This window comes from Streptomyces tyrfis, assembly GCF_037034285.1.
Taxonomy (GTDB): domain Bacteria; phylum Actinomycetota; class Actinomycetes; order Streptomycetales; family Streptomycetaceae; genus Streptomyces.
This window is the reverse complement of the sequence record NZ_JBAGJZ010000034.1, coordinates 11,317-29,338: the sequence shown is the minus strand read 5'-3', so window position 1 is coordinate 29,338 and position 18,022 is coordinate 11,317. Positions and strand designations below refer to the sequence as shown.

The 18,022-nt window shown below is 73.3% G+C and carries 15 protein-coding genes; 6 read left to right on the top strand and 9 right to left on the bottom strand.

What is annotated here, in order from left to right; all coding sequences use genetic code 11:
- Positions 1-61 precede the first annotated feature (61 nt).
- Together WA762_RS24150 and WA762_RS24145 are read left to right on the top strand one after the other, a co-directional pair.
- Positions 62-619, top strand: a complete 558-nt coding sequence (locus WA762_RS24150) for an amino-acid N-acetyltransferase (protein WP_335938292.1) — start codon at positions 62-64, stop codon at positions 617-619.
- A gap of 144 nt (positions 620-763) precedes the next feature.
- Positions 764-1,099: a histone-like nucleoid-structuring protein Lsr2 gene (locus WA762_RS24145; protein WP_335938290.1), complete on the top strand. Its 336-nt coding sequence runs from the start codon at positions 764-766 to the stop codon at positions 1,097-1,099.
- Here WA762_RS24145 and WA762_RS24140 read toward each other — a convergent pair.
- On the bottom strand, positions 1,078-1,689 hold the full coding sequence (locus WA762_RS24140; RefSeq protein WP_335938289.1) for an SCO3374 family protein: 612 nt from the start codon (positions 1,687-1,689) through the stop codon (positions 1,078-1,080). The genes WA762_RS24145 and WA762_RS24140 overlap by 22 nt on opposite strands.
- 481 nt (positions 1,690-2,170) lie before the next feature.
- Between WA762_RS24140 and WA762_RS24135 the strand changes: the two genes are divergently transcribed.
- Complete coding sequence (locus tag WA762_RS24135; protein WP_335938287.1) at positions 2,171-4,699, top strand: ATP-dependent Clp protease ATP-binding subunit; 2,529 nt, start codon at positions 2,171-2,173, stop codon at positions 4,697-4,699.
- A gap of 661 nt (positions 4,700-5,360) precedes the next feature.
- Positions 5,361-6,050 carry a M23 family metallopeptidase gene (locus WA762_RS24130; RefSeq protein WP_335938286.1) on the top strand — a complete coding sequence of 230 codons (690 nt, stop codon included), beginning with the start codon at positions 5,361-5,363 and terminating at the stop codon, positions 6,048-6,050.
- Positions 6,051-6,328: 278 nt separating this feature from the next.
- On the opposite strand, the gene cseC is transcribed toward WA762_RS24130, so the two are convergent.
- The 6 genes from cseC to WA762_RS24100 all read right to left on the bottom strand — a co-directional run bounded on the left by cseC (position 6,329) and on the right by WA762_RS24100 (position 11,837).
- Positions 6,329-7,696, bottom strand: a complete 1,368-nt coding sequence (cseC, locus tag WA762_RS24125) for a two-component system sensor histidine kinase CseC (RefSeq protein WP_335938284.1) — start codon at positions 7,694-7,696, stop codon at positions 6,329-6,331.
- Positions 7,693-8,397 carry a two-component system response regulator CseB gene (gene cseB / locus WA762_RS24120; RefSeq protein WP_335938282.1) on the bottom strand — a complete coding sequence of 235 codons (705 nt, stop codon included), beginning with the start codon at positions 8,395-8,397 and terminating at the stop codon, positions 7,693-7,695. Before cseB ends, cseC begins: the two co-directional genes overlap by 4 nt.
- A 10-nt stretch (positions 8,398-8,407) precedes the next feature.
- Positions 8,408-9,142: a hypothetical protein gene (locus WA762_RS24115; RefSeq protein WP_335938280.1), complete on the bottom strand. Its 735-nt coding sequence runs from the start codon at positions 9,140-9,142 to the stop codon at positions 8,408-8,410.
- Positions 9,130-9,780, bottom strand: coding sequence for a SigE family RNA polymerase sigma factor (locus tag WA762_RS24110; RefSeq protein WP_335938279.1), 651 nt, complete (start codon positions 9,778-9,780; stop codon positions 9,130-9,132). Before WA762_RS24110 ends, WA762_RS24115 begins: the two co-directional genes overlap by 13 nt.
- Before the next feature lie 204 nt (positions 9,781-9,984).
- A complete protein-coding gene (locus tag WA762_RS24105; RefSeq protein WP_335938278.1) occupies positions 9,985-10,887 on the bottom strand; it encodes an HhH-GPD family protein in 903 nt (300 codons plus the stop codon).
- A gap of 278 nt (positions 10,888-11,165) precedes the next feature.
- Positions 11,166-11,837, bottom strand: coding sequence for a phosphatase PAP2 family protein (locus WA762_RS24100; protein WP_335938276.1), 672 nt, complete (start codon positions 11,835-11,837; stop codon positions 11,166-11,168).
- Positions 11,838-11,991: 154 nt separating this feature from the next.
- Between WA762_RS24100 and WA762_RS24095 the strand changes: the two genes are divergently transcribed.
- Positions 11,992-12,798, top strand: a complete 807-nt coding sequence (locus WA762_RS24095) for a hypothetical protein (protein ID WP_335938274.1) — start codon at positions 11,992-11,994, stop codon at positions 12,796-12,798.
- Between the two features lie 163 nt (positions 12,799-12,961).
- Here WA762_RS24095 and disA read toward each other — a convergent pair whose 3' ends face one another.
- Both disA and radA read right to left on the bottom strand, forming a co-directional pair.
- On the bottom strand, positions 12,962-14,086 hold the full coding sequence (disA, locus tag WA762_RS24090) for a DNA integrity scanning diadenylate cyclase DisA (RefSeq protein ID WP_335938272.1): 1,125 nt from the start codon (positions 14,084-14,086) through the stop codon (positions 12,962-12,964).
- Positions 14,087-14,166: 80 nt separating this feature from the next.
- The gene (gene radA / locus WA762_RS24085) at positions 14,167-15,579 is read right to left on the bottom strand and encodes a DNA repair protein RadA (protein ID WP_335938270.1); all 1,413 of its coding nucleotides are present in this window, start codon (positions 15,577-15,579) and stop codon (positions 14,167-14,169) included.
- Positions 15,580-15,973: 394 nt separating this feature from the next.
- On the opposite strand from radA, the gene WA762_RS24080 reads away from it, so the two are divergent.
- The gene (locus WA762_RS24080; RefSeq protein ID WP_335938269.1) at positions 15,974-17,857 is read left to right on the top strand and encodes a BACON domain-containing protein; all 1,884 of its coding nucleotides are present in this window, start codon (positions 15,974-15,976) and stop codon (positions 17,855-17,857) included.
- Positions 17,858-18,022: the final 165 nt, after the last annotated feature.

Genomic DNA, 18,022 nt, shown 5'->3' with positions numbered 1-18,022 from the left:
CGGGGGGCCGGAGTTCCGGCCGATGACGTCCGGCCGGCGCCCGGACGATAGCGTCGGGGGTATGTCCTCAGAGCTACCGCATACCGATTTCCATACCGAGCCGTCGGTTATAAAGACGCCCGTCACCGTCCGCCGGGCCAGGACCAGCGATGTGGCTTCGGTCCGCCGTCTCCTCGATGGGTACGTACGGGAAGGCATCCTGCTCGACAAAGCCACCGTGACGCTTTACGAGGACATCCAGGAGTTCTGGGTCGCGGAACGCGACGAGGACGCCCGGGTCGTCGGATGCGGCGCGTTGCACGTCATGTGGGAAGACCTGGCCGAAGTGCGTACTCTCGCGGTCGATCACGGCATCCGGGGCGCCGGAGTCGGGCACCGAGTACTGGACAAGTTGTTGCAGACCGCCCGTTGGCTGGGCGTGCGCCGGGTTTTCTGCCTGACCTTCGAAGTCGACTTCTTCGCGAAGCACGGCTTCGTGGAGATCGGAGAGACGCCGGTCGACGGAGATGTCTACAGCGAGCTGCTGCGTTCCTATGACGAGGGCGTGGCGGAGTTCCTGGGGCTCGAACGGGTGAAGCCGAACACCTTGGGCAACAGCCGGATGCTTCTGCACCTGTGACGGTCGCAAGAAGCCGTGGCCCTATGTCCGAATCGCGCATGTTTCCCGGCTTCCCGCGATCCTGAACCTCTGCCGAGGGTTTGAGTTTTCCGGAGAAAAGCGGTTTCCTTTCCGCGTACTGCATTTTCGATGAAAGGAAATCCGGTGGCACAGAAGGTTCAGGTCCTTCTTGTGGACGACCTCGACGGCGGCGAGGCGGACGAGACGGTCACGTTCGCTCTGGACGGCAAGACCTACGAGATTGACCTCACGACGAGCAACGCGGACAAGCTCCGCGGTCTTCTCGAGCCGTACACCAAGAGCGGTCGGCGCACCGGAGGCCGCGCGGCATCCGGCCGCGGCCGGGGCCGTGCCGCCGCGGGCGGCGGCAAGGACACCGCGGAGATCCGTAAGTGGGCGCGCGAGAACGGCCACAACGTGAATGACCGCGGCCGCGTTCCCGCCGATATCCGCAAGGCCTACGAGGAAGCCAACAGCTGAGCTGCCGACCCCCCGGTCGACCGCCCCGCGCGGGCATACGTCAACCGGGCCCGGTGGCATTCCGACGCCACCGCGTCCACCAGCCGCACGAGATCGGGAGCATCCCCACCGCTGCTCCCGAGGCCGACGAGGTCCGGGAGCGCAGGCTCTCCCTCGCGCGGCAGTCCGGGGGGCCGCAGCCAGACGGCGGCCCCTGACCGGCCGGGCGCCCCACCGGGCGGCACCGGCGCGGCGATCCGGCCGCCCTTGCCGACGGCGGTCAACGAGAGGGTGACCCCGCGCCACTCCAGCCAGTCGAGCAGCCCGGGCAGTTCCTCGGCGGCGCCCGCCGCCACCAGCAGACTCGTCCGCGACCCGGTCGACGCCACCGGACCGGTGCGGCCCACCCGGCGCAGCACCGCGCGGCCCACGACCGCCGGCACCTCCAGGACGTCGAACAGCAGCCCGGTCAACAGCCGGACCGGCGCGGTGCCCTCGGTGGCCCAGCCGAGCTCGTGCTCGTACCACCGCGCCCAGCGCGCGCCCTCGTCATGCCCCTCCCGCCCGTCGCCGGGCGACGGCGGAGAAGGCGGCGGGGAGGTGTTCGCCATGCCGGGGGAACGGCCCGGCGGCCTCCGGAGTCACGCGTCTTCGCTACGCGGCGTCCCCGCCCGGACGCACAGCGTGTCGACGGGGGGAGCACGGAAGGGTTCGGCGGCGCAAAAATGTTCGCCCGTAGCGGAGGGAACCGCCGCGCGTCGCATGGACTGTCTGTAATTGCGGGTAAGACATCCCTAGTGGGGAGGGACGGCACCCGGGCCGACGGATCTGACGTTCGCCGTCGGCGTACTGGCGAAAGGCGTATCTGCCTGGCCTGCGGGAACATCGTCTCGCACCATCGGGTTGGAGCAGATGTCGGCGTTTCGGGCGTTCGGGCGATCGCGAAGCGGCACGTCCGTCCTCGCGAGCGGGGGCGGATCCGGACGGTGTCGGCAGTTGGAATGAGCGGTCCCCGCTTGCGGGACTAAGCTGCGGAAGGACAGGGAGGGGACCGACCCCTTACTGCCTGACCGCTCTGAGGAGCGATTAACGATGTTCGAGAGGTTCACCGACCGCGCGCGGCGGGTTGTCGTCCTGGCTCAGGAAGAAGCCCGGATGCTCAACCACAACTACATCGGCACCGAGCACATCCTCCTGGGCCTGATCCACGAGGGTGAGGGTGTCGCCGCTAAGGCCCTGGAGAGCCTCGGGATCTCGCTCGAGGCGGTCCGCCAGCAGGTGGAGGAGATCATCGGCCAGGGCCAGCAGGCCCCGTCCGGGCACATCCCCTTCACGCCCCGGGCCAAGAAGGTCCTGGAGCTGTCGCTCCGCGAGGCCCTCCAGCTCGGCCACAACTACATCGGCACCGAGCACATCCTGCTCGGCCTGATCCGCGAGGGCGAGGGCGTCGCCGCCCAGGTCCTCGTGAAGCTCGGAGCCGACCTCAACCGGGTGCGGCAGCAGGTCATCCAGCTGCTCTCCGGCTACTCCGGCAGCAAGGAGGCGGCCACCGCGGGCGGACCCGCGGAAGGCACCCCTTCCACGTCCCTGGTGCTCGACCAGTTCGGCCGGAACCTCACCCAGGCGGCCCGCGAGTCCAAGCTCGACCCGGTCATCGGGCGCGAGAAGGAGATCGAGCGGGTCATGCAGGTGCTGTCCCGCCGCACCAAGAACAACCCGGTGCTCATCGGCGAGCCCGGCGTCGGCAAGACGGCCGTCGTCGAGGGGCTGGCCCAGGCCATCGTCAAGGGCGAGGTGCCCGAGACCCTCAAGGACAAGCACCTCTACACCCTGGACCTCGGCGCCCTGGTCGCCGGCTCCCGCTACCGCGGTGACTTCGAGGAACGCCTGAAGAAGGTCCTCAAGGAGATCCGCACCCGCGGCGACATCATCCTGTTCATCGACGAGCTCCACACTCTGGTGGGCGCGGGCGCCGCCGAGGGCGCGATCGACGCCGCCAGCATCCTGAAGCCGATGCTGGCCCGCGGCGAGCTGCAGACCATCGGCGCCACGACGCTCGACGAGTACCGCAAGCACCTGGAGAAGGACGCCGCGCTGGAGCGCCGCTTCCAGCCCATCCAGGTCGCCGAGCCGTCGCTGCCGCACGCGATCGAGATCCTCAAGGGTCTGCGCGACCGCTACGAGGCCCACCACCGCGTCTCCATCACGGACGAGGCACTGGTCCAGGCCGCGACGCTGGCCGACCGGTACATCTCGGACCGCTTCCTGCCGGACAAGGCGATCGACCTGATCGACGAGGCCGGTTCCCGGATGCGCATCCGCCGGATGACCGCGCCGCCGGACCTCCGCGAGTTCGACGAGAAGATCGCGGGCGTCCGCCGCGACAAGGAGTCCGCGATCGACTCGCAGGACTTCGAGAAGGCCGCGTCCCTGCGCGACAAGGAGAAGCAGCTCCTCGCCGCGAAGGCCAAGCGCGAGAAGGAATGGAAGGCCGGCGACATGGACGTCGTGGCCGAGGTCGACGGCGAGCTGATCGCCGAGGTCCTCGCCACCGCGACCGGCATTCCCGTCTTCAAGCTGACCGAGGAGGAGTCCTCGCGTCTGCTGCGCATGGAGGACGAGCTCCACAAGCGCGTCATCGGCCAGAAGGACGCCATCAAGGCCCTTTCCCAGGCGATCCGCCGTACGCGGGCCGGCCTGAAGGACCCGAAGCGTCCCGGTGGTTCGTTCATCTTCGCCGGCCCGTCCGGCGTCGGTAAGACCGAGCTCTCGAAGACGCTCGCCGAATTCCTCTTCGGCGACGAGGACGCGCTGATCGCTCTCGACATGTCGGAGTTCAGCGAGAAGCACACGGTTTCCCGCCTCTTCGGTTCTCCCCCCGGTTACGTGGGTTACGAAGAGGGCGGCCAGCTCACCGAGAAGGTGCGCCGCAAGCCGTTCTCCGTCGTCCTCTTCGACGAGGTCGAGAAGGCCCATCCCGATATCTTCAATTCCCTGCTCCAGATTCTGGAGGACGGTCGTCTGACCGACTCCCAGGGTCGGGTCGTGGACTTCAAGAACACGGTCATCATCATGACGACCAACCTCGGGACCCGGGACATCTCCAAGGGCTTCAACCTGGGCTTCGCCGCCCAGGGCGACGTCAAGACCGGCTACGAGCGGATGAAGAGCAAGGTCAACGAAGAGCTCAAGCAGCACTTCCGCCCCGAGTTCCTCAACCGTGTCGACGACACGGTCGTCTTCCACCAGCTCAGCGAGGACGACATCATCCAGATCGTCGACCTCATGCTCGCCAAGGTGGACGAGCGCCTGAAGGACCGCGACATGGGCATCGAGCTCAGCTCGGACGCCAAGTCGCTCCTGGCGAAGAAGGGCTACGACCCCGTGATGGGCGCCCGGCCGCTGCGCCGGACGATCCAGCGCGAGATCGAGGACATCCTCTCCGAGAAGATCCTCTTCGGCGAGCTGCGCCCCGGCCACATCGTGGTCGTCGGCACCGAGGGCGAGGGCGAGGAGAAGACGTTCACCTTCCGCGGCGAGGAGAAGTCGGCGCTGCCCGACGTCCCGCCGATCGAGCAGGCGGCGGGCGGCGCGGGCCCGAACCTCTCGAAGGACGTGTGACCGCGCGTGTGAGGACGCCGACGCGCGTCTGAACGACCGAAGGGGCTGCCCCGGACCGTTGAACGGTTCCGGGGCAGCCCCTTTTGACGCCCGTGCTTGTGCCCGGGCCCGTGCCTGTGCCCGTGCCCCGGCCCGTGCCCGCGCCCGTCTTCGTGCTGCCCGGGGCGGAGGTGGGCGAGGGGCGGGCACGGGGCGGGGCACGGGACGCGGGCGGGGCCGGCGGGCGGGCCGGGCGGGCGGAGAATCCGCGACCGGAGGGCAGGTGAAGGGCCCGGAACGGACGGCCTGCGGGGCCCTCGGCGGTGACAAGGCACACAGCCCCTACCGGCACTACTACGGCACATAGGGGAAAACGGTGTGAACCGGACATTCGCGTGCGCCCCCGTCCCGGTGGGGGCTCCGGTGCCGGAGTAGAAGAAACGCGAATGGTCGGGTTTAGTCCTTTTCTGGGGTTTTCGAGCTGCGGCTGAACCCTTCCCGGGTGGAGCTCCGGTGGCGATGCGCCGGGTCCGGGTGGGCCGGAAGGCGCCATCGTCGGGCATGCCGGCTACGGCTTTTGTTCGTAGATGGGGTGTTTGAGCGGAGATGTGGGTGCGGGTTACCAAGGGATGGCCAGTCCGGCGAAACCGTCGGATCCCGTCATCCCGGAGGAATCCCGCATATGTCGAAGCGCGTTTCGTTCCAGCACCCCCGCCGTCCGTCCCTGTCCCGTGTCCGTGGCACCGTGCTGGCGGTCGGCCTGGGAGCGACGATGGCGCTGGGCGCGGGCGCCGCGTTCGCGGCCGGTGTGACGGGTTCCCCCGCGTCCGCGCCGCTGATCGACGCCGTCGCGGCCGAGTCGGTCGCCAAGCAGGCGGCCGTGCAGGGCAAAGCCGCGAAGGCCGCCAAGTCCGAGCGCGCGGCGGCCCGGCAGGCGGCCCTGAAGAAGGCCCGCAGCTGGCAGAAGCCGGTGAGCCACTACGAGCTGAGCGCGAGCTTCGGCAACGACGGCAGCCGCTGGGCCCACAAGCACTCCGGCCAGGACTTCGCCGTGCCGATCGGCACCAAGGTCAAGGCCGCGCACACCGGCGTCGTCGTGAAGGCCGGCCCGAACGGCGGCGGCGACGGCCCCGCGTACGGCAACGCCGTCGTGATCAAGCACGGCAACGGCACGTACTCGCAGTACGCGCACCTCTCGGAGATCGACGTGTACGTCGGTCAGAAGGTGACGACCGGCGAGCGGATCGCGCTCTCCGGCAACACCGGCAACTCCAGCGGCCCGCACCTGCACTTCGAGATCCGCCGCACCGCCGACTACGGCTCCGCGGTGAACCCGGTCTCGTTCCTGCACAAGGAGGGCGTCCGGGTCTGACCCGGCCGCCGCCGGCACACCACGGTCGGCACACCATCGCCGGCGCCTCCTGGCCGGGTCCCTCCCGGCCACCGGTCCCGTGCCGGGCCCCCGCGGCGGGCTTCCGCGCGTACGACGCCCCGGGCCCCCGCCGCGAGGGCCCGGCACGGCCCGTCAGGGCCTCCGCCGGAGACACCGATGGCGCCCGCCCCCGGCCTCGGACGCGCCGACGGCGCGTCGGGCGCTCCCGGGCCCGGGACACGCGCGCCGATGGCGTCCGAGGACCGTCGGCCCGGCCCTCAGGCGCCGGAGGGCGCGTTCTTCGCCGTGCCGTCCTCCGCCGCCCGCTGCTCGGACACGCGCAGCACCGGGAAGCTGCCGGTGTTCGTCGGCGCGTGCTCGGGCAGCCACAGCACGGCGATGGCCCCGCCCGTCCCCTCCGCCGCCCCCTCCGGGGCCGCGTTGCGGAAGGTCAGCCGGGCCCCGAGGACCCGTGCCTGACCGGCCGCGATGGTCAGCCCCAGCCCGTGCCCGTGCCCGGCCCGGTCACTGCTCCCGGTACGGAACCGGCTCGGGCCCTCGCGCAGCAGCGCCGCCGGGAATCCGGGCCCGTGGTCGCGGACCCGCACCACGCGGCCCTCGACCGTGATCTCCACCGGGGTCGCCCCGTGCTTGGCGGCGTTCCCGAGCAGATTGCCGAGGATGCGTTCCAGCCGGCGCGGATCGGTGCTGACCCAGGACTCGTGGACGACCCGCACCCGCACGTCCGGGTCCAGCAGGGCGATCCGCCGGCTGACGAACTCGCCCAGCGCGATCTCCTGGAGTTCGGCCCGCTCCGACGCGCTGTCCAGCCGGGCCACTTCCAGCACGTCCTCGACCAGGGTCCGCAGCGCCTGCGCCCGGTCCCGCACCAGTTCGGTGGGGCGGCCCGGCGGCAGCAGCTCGGCCGCCGTCAGCAGACCGGTCACCGGGGTCCGCAGCTCGTGCGCGATGTCCGCGGTGACCCGGCGCTCCGCCTCGATCCGTTCGTTCAGCGCGTCCGTCAGCGCGTCCACCGCGCGGGCCAGCTCGTCGGTCTCGTCCATGACGACCCCGCCGACGGCCTCCCGGACCCGTTCGTCCGTATTGCCCTGGGCGACCCTGCCCGCCGCCGCGGCGGCCTTGCGCAGCCGGCGCGACAGCTGCCCGCCGATCAGCACGCCCAGCGCACAGCTGCCGAGCACCACCGAGACCGAGCCGATGATCAGCGCCCGGTCGAGATCGCCCATGATCTTGGCGCTGCGGCCGGTGAAGCGGCTGTGCAGGGAGAGCACGTCGTCGTTGCCGACCGGGACCGCCGCCCACACGTCGGGCACGCCGTTCCGCAGCATCTCGACATGCGTGGCCCGGCGGTTCTTCCGGGTCTCCGCGCGCAGGCTGCTCGGCATCATCGGGTCGTTGAGCTTGGCGCCGAACCGGGGGTCGGCCTTCTGCGGCTTCTTCGCCTCGTACAGCAGCTGCGCGTACGTCAGCCGGGTCAGCTGGACCTCGCGCGCGTTCTCCAGCATCGAGACCCGGGCGGCGTTGTGGACGACGAAGCTGAGCGCCACCGCGGTCAGCGCGCCGACCGCGGCGATCGCGATGCTGATCTTCCAGCGGACGCTCGTCCGCAGCGTCGGCCGCCTCATGGCCGGAGCTTGTAGCCGAACCCGCGGACCGTCTCGATCCGGTCCTGGCCGATCTTCGTGCGCAGGCGCTGTACGTGGACGTCGACGACCCGGGTGTCGCCGCCCCAGCCGTAGTCCCAGACGCGCTCCAGGAGCTTGTCGCGGGAGAGCACGGTGCCGGGGGCGGCGGAGAACTCCAGCAGCAGCCGCATCTCGGTCGGGGTCAGCGCCACCTGCTCGCCGCCCCGGTGGACCTCCATGCCCTCGGTGTCGACCTCCAGGTCGCCGAAGACCAGCACCCCGCCGGCGGGTCGGGGCTCCTGCTCGCCGCCGCCCGGCTGCCCGCCCGAGGCGTGCCCGAAGCGCCGCAGCACGGCACGGATGCGGGCGACCAGGACCGCCCCGTCGAACGGCTTGGTGACGTAGTCGTCGGCGCCGGCCTCCAGGCCCAGCACCACGTCGATCGAGTCCGCCCGGGCCGACAGCATGATCACGGGGACCGTGGACTCGTCGCGGATCCGGCGGCAGAGGCTGACCCCGTCCAGGCCCGGCACCATCACGTCGAGCAGGGCGATGTCGGGGCGGTCGGCCCGGAACGCGTCGAGGCCCGACAGACCGTCGGGCATCGCGGTGACCGCGAAACCGTCGCGCTCCAGCGCCAGCTGGGTGGCTTCGCGGATGACGTCGTCGTCCTCGACGAACAGGACATGGGTCTCGGCCATCGGACTGCCCTCAGTTTCCCACCGGCTCGGCGGATTCCGGGAGTCCGGCTGTCCCGTTGCCGACGGCTCGGTTGAAGTCGTTGTACACCCGGTCGTGCTCCTCGAACCGGCTGCCCGCCCAGCGGTAGGTGATCACTTCCTCGCCCGAGGGGTACGCGACCGCGTCCTTCTTCTCGTACACCTGGGCCGTCACCACCAGATCACCGCGGTCGATGGTGCCGTACACGGCGGGCTGCTCCACCGTGAACACGTTGCGGTACGCGCCGTCGGGCTCCCGGTGGTACACGTACGTGCCGACGCCCACCGAGTCGGCGCAGGTCATCACGTTCACCACGACATCGGGGGAGGACCCGCCGGTCAGCGTCCCGTACGAGGTGTCCACCGGGTACTCGGAGCCGGCGCAGGGCTTCAGATCGGCCCTGACCCGCTCGCTGACCTTCGGGTCGGCCTTGACCAGCTTCACCGGGTCGACCCGGGGCGTGGGCCGGGCCGTGGACGTGGTGCCGGGGCTGGGCGTGACCTGGGCCACCGGCTGGGAGCCCGCCGGACCCTCGTCGCGCGTGCCGGTGCCGCCGGCGGAGCAGCCGGCCGCGAGCAGCCCGAAGGCGACGAGCCCGGTCAGGGCCGTGGCGCCCGCCGCCAGACCGGCCCACAGGACCCGGCCCCTCCGCTCCCCGCCGCCGCGCCCGCCGTCGCGGTCGGCGTCGCCGTTGCAGCCGTCATCGTCGGCTCTCAGGCCGCGCACCGCTCCCGCCCCCGTTCGTCCACACGCCTGCCCGCACGCGCCGGCACCCGGGCGGTCGCCCGTGCGCGCACCGCGGCGCCGTCGGCCGGAGCATGACCGGCCGACGCCGGCCTCCGCCGCTCGGCGAGCGCGGCCTCCCGGCTCGCCGCCTCACGGCTCTCCAGCTCCTGGCGCAGGCGCGCCAGCGCACGGTGCAGCGTGCTCTTCACCGTACCGGTCGACATGCCGAGCGCGGCAGCCGTCTCCTCCGTACTCATCTGCTCCCAGTGTCGCAGCACGACCACGCTGCGCTGCTTCGGAGCCAGGACGCCCAGCACGTCCATCAGCAGGGCGCGGTCGGCGCGCTGCTCGGTGCCGTCCTCGACGCTCGCGTCGGGCAGCTGCTCGGTGGGGACCTCGTCCAGCTTGCGGGCCCGCCACCACTCGGTACGGGTGTTGATCATGACGCGGCGCAGGTAGGCGTCGGCGAGGGACTTGTCGGCGATGCCGTCCCAGCGGCCGTACGTGCGGGCCAGGGCGGTCTGCAGCAGGTCCTGCGCGTCCACCGGGTCGGGGACCAGCCGGCGCGCGCTGCGCAGCAGCGCGTCCTGCCGGGTGCGGACGTACTCCTCGAACCCGAGTACCTCACCCTGTGCCATTCCAACCGCCTCCGTCCCCGTGGAACCCCGTGTCACCGCCGTCGGCCAGGTGCTTCGGTCGGGCCGACGTCGACGACGTTACGGAGCCGTTGTCACGAGGTTGTGCGGAGCAGCCATACGCCGACGCACGGCTGTCCATCGGTTGTGTAACAGCGGCCGCGGGGCGGATCGCGCGGGGCGGGGGAGGGGCGCGGGGCGGGCGGTTCAGCTCAGCGGCAGCCGGTAGAGGCCGCCGGCCAGCGGCTCGACCAGGCCGTCCGCGACCAGGCCGTCCAGCGCCCTGGCGCGTTGCACCGGCTCGTCCCAGACGGCGTCCAGCGCCGACTGCTGGACCGGGGCCACGGCGTCGCGGAGCACGGCGAGCAGCCGCCCGCGCACCTGCCGGTCGGTGCCGGCGTACGCCTGACCGCGCCGCGGGGGCCCCTGGTGGGCGGGCTTCCCGGCCAGCCGCCAGGCGCACTGCGCGGCGATCGGGCACCGGGCGCAGTCCTCGTTCTTCGCGGTGCAGACGAGGGCGCCGAGCTCCATCGTCGCGGCGGCCCAGCGGGCCGCCCGCTCGTCGTCCTCGGGGAGCAGCGCGCGGGCCAGCTTGCGCTCGGCGGCGGTGGTCGCGTTCGGCGGGTACTGGATGCCGGTCGCGGCCCGGGCGAACACCCGGCGGACGTTCGTGTCGAGCACCGCGTGACGCTGCCCGTACGCGAACGAGGCCACGGCCGCCGCGGTGTACTCGCCGATGCCGGGCAGCGCGAGCAGCTGGGCGTGCTCGCTCGGCACGTCGCCGCCGTGCCGTTCCGTTATGGCCTGGGCGGCGCCGTGCAGGCGCAGCGCCCGGCGCGGGTAGCCGAGCCGGCCCCAGGCGCGGACCGCCTCGCCGGGCGGTTCGGCGGCCAGGTCGGCCGGGCGGGGCCAGCGGGTCATCCACTGCTCGTAGACCGGGAGGACCCGGTTGACGGGGGTCTGCTGCAGCATGAACTCGCTCACCATCACACCCCAGGCGCCCGCTTCGGGGCGGCGCCAGGGCAGATCGCGGGCGTGCTGTTCGAACCACCCGATGACGGGAGTGTGGAGGGCGGCGGGGGACGTCTGGGTCGCAGTCATGGCAGTCATCGCACGGACGATCCTGGCACGGAAGAACGGACGACGGTCCCGCGCACGGCGGTGTCGCCGCTCCGGGGGGCCCTTGGGGTGATAATGCCACCCGTCTTGTCCCACCGGTGTCCGGCAACCGGCCCAAGGGCGCGGAGCGGATCCCGACGGGCGGGGACGGGAGCGGCGGGCGCCGGGGCCCGCCGCCGTTCCGGGGCCCGGCGTCGCTCCGGAGGCCCGCCGTCGCCCCGGGGGCCCGCCGCCCGCCGGGGTTCCGCTCGGGCCGGGCGGCTTTGGGGTCAGCGCCGCCTGGCGTGCCGTCGTCCCCGGCCGGCGCTCCGCGTCGCGGCCCCCGCCCCCGCCCCCGTGCCCGGGCCGGAGACCAGGGCGGCGACCGGCGCCCCGCTGCTCCGTACCGTCAGGGCCAGCGACCGGGTGGGGCGGCGCAGCAGCAGGACGACCGCCGCCGACACCGCCGCGCCCATGACCAGGCCGACCGCCACGTCATGCGGATAGTGCACGCCGACGAAGACCCGGGAGAACGCCATCAGCAGGGCCATCGGCACGGTGAGCCAGGCCAGCAGGGGCCGGGAGAGCGTCAGGGCGACGGCCGCCGCGCCCGCGATCGCGGAGTGGTTGCTGGGGAACGACCAGTCGCCCGCCGGCGGACACGGCACCAGCGACGCCGCCGCCCCGGCCACCGCGCGGCACGGGCGCTCCTCGTTCACGAACGACTTCAGCACCTCGCTGACCACATAGCCGAAGGCCGTGGCGACGGGGGCGAGCACCGCCAGCGCGAGGGCGCCCTCGTCCGCGCGACGGGCCCGCCACCACCCGGTGATGAACAGGACGCCGAAGACCAGGAGACCGAACTCCGTCCAGGCTTCGGCCAGATGTTGCACCCATGACGGCGTGTCATGCGCGAAGTCGAGGACGTCCCGGTAGAGCGGGGCAGTGGCTGAACTATCCATCTGACCGAGGGTAGTCAACCGTTGGGGGTGGTCCGCCCGGGCGATGCCGGAACGGGGCGGAAGAGGGCCGAACCGAGATGATGATGCGTAAAACTTGGCGCTCTGGCGGCGGGTGGGGCGGGAGTTGGTCCGGATCTCTCGTACAGTTTGCGGCGTGGGATCTTTGCGTAATCCGATCGGGCCGCTTCCCTCCGCCATCTACTGGCGCCGGAGGGCCGTAGCGCTGGCGCTGGTCGCCCTGCTCGCGCTGCTGATCGTATGGGCCGTCACCTCCCACGGCGGCAAGCGGAACGCGGACGACTCGCGGTCCGGCGGGTCGAGCCCCGCGCGCTCGATCACGCCCGGGCCCACCCCCTCGGGCCCGGCCATCACCCAACAGCCGGGCGGCCGCGACGAGCCGGGCGACTCGGGCGGCGGTCCGGACGACGGCGGCACGGACGCCGGCTCGGCGAACGGCAGGGGCGGCGACGCCGGTACGGGCGGTGGCGCCGGGACCGGAGGCGCCGGGGGCGACGGCGGGGCGACGACCGCCCAGCAGGTCCCGGCGGGCTCGTCGCTCCCCGACTGCGTCCCGGCCGCCCTCCAGCTGAGCCTGAACACCGAGATCAGCTACGCCCCGGGCGAGAAGCCGAAGTTCCGGCTGGTCGCCAGGAACACCTCGTCCACCACCTGCAAGGCCGACTTCGGCCCGAAGAGCACGGTGCTCACCATCACCGAGGCGGGCGGCGACGACCGCCAGGTGTGGTCCTCCAAGGACTGCCCGCGCAACCCGGGAAGCCTGCTGCTGAGCATCCCGGCGGGCACGACCGTCGTCCACACCGTGGAGTGGGACCGCAAGAAGAGCGACGCGCACTGCGCGACCGCCCCCGCGGGCGACGCGCGGCCCGGCACGTATCTGGTCGAGGCGAAGGCGCCGGGCGAGCCGGTGCAGCGCGCCTCGTTCGTCCTCACCAAGGACTGAGCCCCGCGGGGCAGCCGTCGGAGCCGGGGACCGGGCCGGGCTCGCAGACGGGCGGGTCCGGAGCCCGGCCGGGGAGCGCTCGGACGCGCGGGCCCGGACGTGCAGGTTCGGACGTGCAGGTTCGGACATACGGGCTCAGCAGCGCCGGCTCTCGCGAACCGGCTCAGACGTACCGTTCGAGGATCGACGACTCGGCCAGCCGCGAAAGACCCTCGCGGACGCTGCGCGCCCGCGCCTCGCCCACGCCGTCGACCGTCTGGAGGTCGTCGACGCTGGCGGCGAGGAGCTTCTGCAGGCCGCCGAAGTGCTCCACCAGCCGGTCGATGATCGCCCCCGGCAGCCGCGGCACCTTCGCCAGCAGCCGGAAGCCGCGCGGCGAGACCGCCGAGTCGAGCGTCTCCGGCGAGCCGCTGTACCCCAGCGCCCTCGCCACCACCGGAAGCTCCAGCAGCTCGGTGTGGGTGAGCGAGTCGAGCTCGGCCAGCGCCTCCGCGACCGTGCGGGACCGCTTCGCGGTCGGCTCCGGCACGTAGTCGCGCACGACCAGCTCGCGCTCCGGCTCCACGCCCGCGATCAACTCGTCCAGCTGGAGCGCCAGGAGCCGGCCGTCGGTGCCCAGCTCCACCACGTACTCCGCGATCTCCGCCGCGATCAGGCGGACCATCTCCAGGCGCTGCGCGACGGCCGCCACGTCCCGGACCGTCACCAGGTCCTCGATCTCCAGCGCCGACAGCGTGCCCGCGACCTCGTCGAGGCGGAGCTTGTACCGCTCCAGGGTGGCGAGGGCCTGATTGGCCCGGGAGAGGATCGCGGCGGACTCCTCCAGGACCCGGCGCTCCCCGTTCACATACAGCGCGATCAGCCGCATCGACTGCGAGACCGAGACCACCGGGAAGTTGCACTGCTTGGAGACCCGGTCCGCGGTGCGGTGGCGGGTGCCCGTCTCCTCCGTGGGAATGGAGGCGTCCGGGACCAGCTGCACGCCCGCGCGCAGGATCTTGGTCATGTCCTTGTCGAGGATCAGCGCCCCGTCGAGCTTGGCCAGCTCGCGCAGGCGCGTCGCGGTGAACTCCACGTCCAGCACGAATCCGCCGGTGCACATCGACTCGACCGTCTTGTCCATGCCGAGCACGATGAGCCCGCCGGTGTTGCCGCGGAGGATGCGCTCCAGCCCGTCGCGCAGCGCCATTCCGGGCGCGACGGCGGACAGCGAGGTGCGCATGAGCGCCTCGCCACCGGTGCTTTGGCCGGACTTTCCGGGCGATGTTGCCCGGTCGCTGGCTGCCACTGCACTCCTCCGGTCGCGGGTTGGCGGTGCCCTTACGTTCCTCATACCGTTCGTACGGACGGGCGAGACCAGGGCAAAGTCTACCGGCGCGCTTCCTCCTCCTGGGGGGCCTGTGCGCGAGCCCGGCGCGGGAGCACTCTGAGCGCGTCACCCATATCGGCGACTTCTATGACCTTCATACCGGCTGGAATCCTGCCCGGGTCGGGTGGAACCAGTGCGTGGGTGAAGCCCAGTCGGTGCGCCTCGGCGAGCCTGCGCTGGACCCCCGTGACCCGTCTGACCTCGCCCGCGAGCCCGACCTCGCCGATCGCCACCAGGTTCTTGGGGAGGGGGGTGTCGCTCGCGGCGCTGGCCAGGGCCAGGGCGACCGCCAGGTCCGCGGCGGGCTCGGAGAGCCTCACCCCGCCGACGGTCGCGCTGTAGATGTCCCGCTTGCCGAGCGCGCTGATCCGGCCGCGCTGCTCCAGCACCGCCAGCATCATCGACACCCGGGACGTCTCCAGCCCGGAGGTGGTGCGCCGGGGCGAGGGGATCTGGGAGTCGACCGTGAGCGCCTGGACCTCGGCGACGAGCGGGCGCTTGCCCTCCAGGGTGACGGTCAGACAGGTGCCCGGCACGGGCTCGTCGCGGCGGGTGAGGAACAGCCCGGACGGGTCGGCGAGGCCGGTGATGCCCTCGTCGTGCAGCTCGAAGCAGCCGACCTCGTCGGTCGCGCCGTACCGGTTCTTCACGCCGCGCACCAGGCGCAGCCGGGCATGGCGGTCGCCCTCGAAGGACAGCACCACGTCGACCAGGTGCTCCAGCAGCCGCGGTCCCGCGATCGCCCCCTCCTTGGTGACGTGGCCGACGAGGAGCGTGGACATGCCGCGTTCCTTGGACGCCCGGATGAGCGCGCCGGCCACCTCCCTGACCTGCGCCATGCCGCCCGGCGCCCCGTCGATCTCGGGGGAGGCGACGGTCTGCACGGAGTCGAGGACGAGGAGCGACGGCTTGACCGCGTCCAGATGGCCGAGGACCGCGGACAGGTCGGTCTCGGCGGCGAGGTAGAGATGGTCGTTGATCGCCCGGATCCGGTCGGCGCGCAGCCGGACCTGGCTCGCGGACTCCTCGGCCGTGACGTACAGCGTGCGGTGGTCGTCGCTCGCCGCCTTGGCGGCCACGTCCAGCAGCAACGTCGACTTCCCGACCCCCGGCTCGCCCGCGAGCAGCACGACCGCGCCCGGGACGAGACCGCCGCCGAGCACCCGGTCCAGCTCGCCGACGCCGGTCGACCGGGCGGCGGCCTGCCGGCTGTCGACCTGGCCGATGGGCAGGGCGGCGGCGCTCACCCGGCCGGCCGCGGTGGTCCGCACGGCGGGGGCGCCGCCGAACTCCTCGACCGTCCCCCACGCCTGGCATTCGGGGCAGCGGCCGAGCCATTTGGCCGTCGTCCAGCCGCACTCGGTGCAGCGGTAGGACGGCCGGTCCTTCGCGGTTTTCGTACGGGCAGCCATGGCGCAACCGTATAGGCGCGGTACGACAGCGCCGTCCGGCCCGCGCCCGGCGATCCCGGGGGCCGGCGGCGCGGGCTTCTCCGGCGGCCTTCTCCGGCGGGGTTCGCGGGCTTCTCCCGCAGGGTTTTCGGCGGGTTCCCCGCGCGGGGCGGGAAGGGACCGGGCGGCGGCGGAGGCGCGTCCGGCGGCACCCGGCGCGCTCCGGCGCGGTCCGGCAAGGGGCCCTGAGCGCGGGCGTGCGCCGGTCGGCGCGGTGCCCGTCCCGACGGGCTAGCAGATTTCAAGGCGCCGAATCAGGGATTCCTGTCCCCTTTTGAGCGATACGTTCACCCGTAAGGGTTAAATGTACGCAAGGGCCTCCAAAGGTGTGTGCACTGCTGCCTACCGTCACCGGATGACGAGCAGCAGGCTGGAGCCACCCACGCACACCACCGGCGCACACCGGGTACGGCGACGTGCGCCCCACTCCTCGACGCAGCCTGTGCCGCAGCGGCCCCCCGTGCGCCACGAGCCGCATCTCGACGGCCTGTTCACCTACTGCCTGTCCGTGCTCTGCGATCACGACGCCGCCACCGAGGCGCTGGGCGGGGTGCTGGCGATCGCGGAGCGGCAGGACGCGCGGTGTCCGGAGGGCGAGGAGGAACGTAAATCCTGGCTGTACGCCCTGGCCAGGTGGATGTGCCTGCGCATGCTCGCCGAGCGGCGGCAGGGCCGCCGGGCGCATCACCCCGAGGCCGGGCGGTCCGGGGGACAGCCGGCCGAGCGGGAGCCCCAGCGCGGCCGGGAGGGCCGGCGGGAGGCGAAGCGGGCGGGCGGGCAGCCGGGCGGACCGGCCGCCCAGGGGGCGCGCGCCGGCCGCCGCACGCCCCCCGCAGGCGCGGGGACCGCCCCCTCGACCCCCTGCGCGCCGGGTGGCGCGCCGACGGACCAGGACCGCGCCGCCGCCGCGGCCGAGACCGCCGAGGCGCACCGCCGCGAACTCGCCCAGCTGGCCTGGCCCGAGGCGGCGGGCACCACCCCGGAGCAGCGCGAGGCGCTCGAACTCGCCGTGCGCCACCGCCTCACCCCGCAGGCCGTCGCCTCCGTGCTGGGCCTCGAACCGGCCGCCGCCCGCGAGCTGCTGGCAGCCGCCGCCTGCGAGGTGGAGCGCACCCGGGCCGCCCTCGCCGTGGTCGAGTCCGGCAACTGCCCCACCGTCGCCCGGCTCACCGACGGCCGCCACGTCCTGCTCTCGGCCACCCTGTGCCGGGAGCTCGTCCGCCATGTCGACGACTGCCCCCGGTGCCGCCGGGCCGCCGAGCGGGTCGGCGCCGACGGCCCCTGGCCGGGCACGCCCATCACCCCGGCCGCCGCGCTGCCGGTCGTGCCGGCGCCGCGGCCCTCCGCGTACGTGGCGTCGGCCCACGCCCGCCGGGGCCGGTCCGGCGGCCCGCGCTTCGACCGGACCGGGTTCCCCCTGCACCCGAAGGACCACGCCGCGCGCCGGGACCGGCTGCGGGCCAGGGTCGTGACGACGACGGTGGTGGCCACGGTCGTCGCGGCCCCGGTGATCGCGCTGTGGACCGCCTACCGCGGGGCCCCGCAGCCCGGCGAGGGGCACGAGGGCGCCTGGGTCACGGCGACCGGGACCGACCTCCGCCACGACCCCGGCGCGCCGCACGACCACTACGAGACCGCGGGCAACGCCCGGCCCCGGTCCGGCGACCGCTTCGGGGACGGCCGCGCGCCGGGCGTCTCGGCCGAGGTGATCAGCGCGGGACCGACGGCGGACGGCCGCGGCGGGCTCGCCGTCGAGGCCCGGTCGTCCGGCCCGCTGACCCTGGTCCGCCTGACCGCGTCGGGCGGCGCCGCGGTCGCCTGGTCGGCCCGCGCGGACGTGTCATGGCTGCGCCTCAGCGACTCCTCGGGGACGCTGGGCGCGGGCGAGAGCGTCACGGTCCGGATCGTGGTGGACCGGCTGCGCGAACCGGCCGGCCGCTGGAGCGCGCGCGTCGCCCTCGCCCCGTCCGGTTCCGTGGTGGCGATCCGGGGGCGCGGGGCGGAGACGTCCTCCGGGGTGCCGGACCGCCCGGGTGTGCCCGCCCTCGTCGGCCCGTCCGCGCCCTCGCCCCGGCCCCCGTTCCCGCCGGGGCCCGGGCGGCCGGGCGAGCCGGCGCCCGCGGCGACCGGCTCCGCGCCGACGCCCGCGGAACCGGGCCCCACCGACTCCGCCCCGGCCCCGGACCCGTCCGCCCCGCAGCCCTCCACCGAACCGGACCGCGCCGCGCTGAAACGCTGACGGGCGCGGCGCGGCGCGACGCGGCCCGGTGCGGTCCGACGCGGCCCGGTGCGCGCGCTGCGGTGCGGTGCGGCGCGGCCCGGCGGGGAAGGGCCGGGCAGGCCCGAGCAGGACCGGGGCGGTCCGCAGGGGCCGCTGGACGCGGGCGGCCGTCGGCGGGGCGGC

What these genes read in the sequence shown, in the direction of transcription:
- WA762_RS24135 (WP_335938287.1), top strand. Translation starts at nt 2,171, where the DNA reads ATGTTCGAGAGGTTCACCGACCGCGCGCGGCGGGTTGTCGTCCTGGCT.
- WA762_RS24100 (WP_335938276.1), bottom strand. Translation starts at nt 11,837, where the DNA reads ATGGATAGTTCAGCCACTGCCCCGCTCTACCGGGACGTCCTCGACTTC.
- WA762_RS24130 (WP_335938286.1), top strand. Translation starts at nt 5,361, where the DNA reads ATGTCGAAGCGCGTTTCGTTCCAGCACCCCCGCCGTCCGTCCCTGTCC.
- WA762_RS24105 (WP_335938278.1), bottom strand. Translation starts at nt 10,887, where the DNA reads ATGACTGCCATGACTGCGACCCAGACGTCCCCCGCCGCCCTCCACACT.
- WA762_RS24080 (WP_335938269.1), top strand. Translation starts at nt 15,974, where the DNA reads ATGACGAGCAGCAGGCTGGAGCCACCCACGCACACCACCGGCGCACAC.
- cseB (WP_335938282.1), bottom strand. Translation starts at nt 8,397, where the DNA reads ATGGCCGAGACCCATGTCCTGTTCGTCGAGGACGACGACGTCATCCGC.
- cseC (WP_335938284.1), bottom strand. Translation starts at nt 7,696, where the DNA reads ATGAGGCGGCCGACGCTGCGGACGAGCGTCCGCTGGAAGATCAGCATC.
- WA762_RS24140 (WP_335938289.1), bottom strand. Translation starts at nt 1,689, where the DNA reads ATGGCGAACACCTCCCCGCCGCCTTCTCCGCCGTCGCCCGGCGACGGG.
- WA762_RS24110 (WP_335938279.1), bottom strand. Translation starts at nt 9,780, where the DNA reads ATGGCACAGGGTGAGGTACTCGGGTTCGAGGAGTACGTCCGCACCCGG.
- radA (WP_335938270.1), bottom strand. Translation starts at nt 15,579, where the DNA reads ATGGCTGCCCGTACGAAAACCGCGAAGGACCGGCCGTCCTACCGCTGC.
- WA762_RS24150 (WP_335938292.1), top strand. Translation starts at nt 62, where the DNA reads ATGTCCTCAGAGCTACCGCATACCGATTTCCATACCGAGCCGTCGGTT.